The organism is Spongiactinospora gelatinilytica (genome assembly GCF_003236385.1).
GTDB lineage: Bacteria > Actinomycetota > Actinomycetes > Streptosporangiales > Streptosporangiaceae > Spongiactinospora > Spongiactinospora gelatinilytica.
Window position 1 is genome coordinate 1 of record NZ_POUA01000648.1, and the last position, 2,154, is coordinate 2,154.

The window sequence follows — 2,154 nt, forward strand, 5'->3', positions numbered from 1 at the left end:
GACAGGAAGGGCACCCGCCGCTTGGCCGTGCCCTCGAAGTCGAACGGGAACGGCAGCCCTTCCGCCGCCAGCGCGTCGTCCCCCACCGTGATCAGCGAGGACGCCAGTTCCCGGCCCGCGGCGGTGGCGGCCAGGCCGACGCCGTCCCCCAGCGCCTCGGCGGTGAACCCGAACGCGCCGAAGAAGTGCAGCAGCTCCCCCGCCGCGAGCGGCCCCAGCACCACGTCGTGAACCCCGTCCGGCAACTCGGCCGGGGTCCGGCTGCGGGCCGCCTCGGCGACCGTGCGGGCCACCGCGGCGGGCAGGTCCAGGGCGGCGGCCGAGCGTCCGAGGTCGCACCAGTACGACGAGCCGTCCCCGGCCTTGACGGTGAGCGCGCCGGACGCCTCGGTGGCGCAGGCGTACGCGCGCAGCCCGGCGGTGTTGGCCACCGCGAGTTCGGTGGCGGCCCGGCCGTACATGCCGTAGGCGAGCGCCCCGGCGTCCTCTGCGGCGCGCATGGTGCGGGCGGCCTCGGCCGAACGCGCGGACACGTCCCAGGCGGCCGTGTCCTCGTGCCAGAGCCGCAGCTCCGGATACTCCTGCGGCGCGGCCACACCGATCACCCCGTTGGAAGTGGCGAGTTCGAGCGCCGCGCGCACCGCCCGCGCCGCCCTCGCCGGGTCGGACGTGGCGGCCCGCGCGGTCCGCCCGCCGACGTTCACCCGCACCATGAGCTGCCGTTCCACGACGTCCTGCGGCTGGTGGACGCGCCGCCCGGCGAACCGGGTGTACTCGCCCGCGCGCACCGAGAGGAACGCCTCGGCGGCGTCGGCCCCGGCCGCGTGCGCCAGCGCCGACTCCACGGCGGCCATCGCCCGCTCGCGTCCTTCGTAGGCCCGCATCACGCCACCCCGATCCGCACGCCGCGCACGAGCGTCGGCGCGGCCCCGTGTCCCAGGAACCCCCACTGCTTGGGTTCGCCCTTGCCGCACGGCATGCCGAACGCCCGGAACTCCGCGGGCCCGGCCACCGCCTCCACCGACCCCCAGAAGGCCGGCGTCACGCCGCCGTAGGAGAAGTTCTTCAGCAGCCGCCCCTTGCGGCCCCCGCGCACCTCGTAGGCGACCTCGGTGCCGAACTGGAAGTTCAGTCGCCGCTCGTCGATCGACCAACTGCGGTTGTCGTCCAGGTAGTAGCCGTCGCCGAGCCGGTCGAGCAGCTCGGGCAGGGTGCCCTCGCCGGGTTCGAGGAAGACGTTGGTGGCGAAGCAGACCGGCGGGAAGGCCCACCCGTCGGCGCGGGCCGCCCCGATCGACTCAAGGCCGACCCGGGCGGCGCTGTCCCTGCTGGACAGGAAGTCGACCACGACGCCCGCCTCGATCAGGCGCCTTCTGCGGGCGGGGGTGCCCTCGTCGTCCCAGGCGAAGGAGCCCCTGGTGCCGGGCATGGTCGGGTCGGCGGTGACGTTGACGGCGGGCGAGCCGTACCGCAGCGTGCCGAGCGCGCCGGGGGTGATGAACGACGCCCCGGCGAAGTTGGACTCGTCCCCGAGGATGCGGTCCAGCTCCAGCGCGTGCCCGCACGACTCGTGGATCTGGAGCGCCATCTGGGCGGGGCCGATCACCAGGTCGGCGACGCCGGAGGGCGCGGCCGGGGCGGTGAGCAGCGCCACGGCCTCCTCGCCGACCCTGGCCGCCTCGCGCACCAGCGCCAGCGACTCCACGTACTCCCAGCCCGCGCCCGCCGTGTTGCCGTGGAAGGAGTTCGGGTAGGAGCGGCGCTGCACCTCGTGCCCGTCGGAGGCGAACGCCATGACCATCGCGCCCGCCTCCATCAGGTGCTGGTGCTGGCGCGAGCCCGCGCTGTCGGCGTAGTGCCGGTGCTGGCGCTTGGCGGACAGGCCGACCTCGGCGGACACCACCCGGGCGGGCGCGGTCGCGGCCGAAAGGGCGTCGCCGAGCAGGCCGTGCCGTACGTCCGCGCCGAGCGCGAACGGATCGACGGCGACCTCGGTGGCGTACCGGCCGGAGGCGGGCGGGCGCGGCGGCAGCGTCACCCGCTCCGCGCTCGCCGTGGCGGCGGCGCGGGCGGCGGCCACCGCGCGGGCCGCCGTGGCCCGGACGGACGCCGGATCGGACACGGGCGCGGCGGCGAACCCCCACACCCCCTCGT

Annotated in this window: 2 protein-coding genes; both read right to left on the bottom strand. The window is 76.1% G+C overall.

Annotated elements, in window-relative coordinates; translation table 11 throughout:
• Nucleotides 1–884: metallopeptidase TldD-related protein (locus tag C1I98_RS38195; RefSeq protein ID WP_199537540.1), on the bottom strand; the 884-nt coding region annotated here is incomplete at its 3' end.
• On the bottom strand, nucleotides 884–2,154 hold a 1,271-nt coding region (locus C1I98_RS38200; protein WP_111172099.1), incomplete at its 5' end, for a TldD/PmbA family protein. The genes C1I98_RS38200 and C1I98_RS38195, both read right to left, overlap by 1 nt.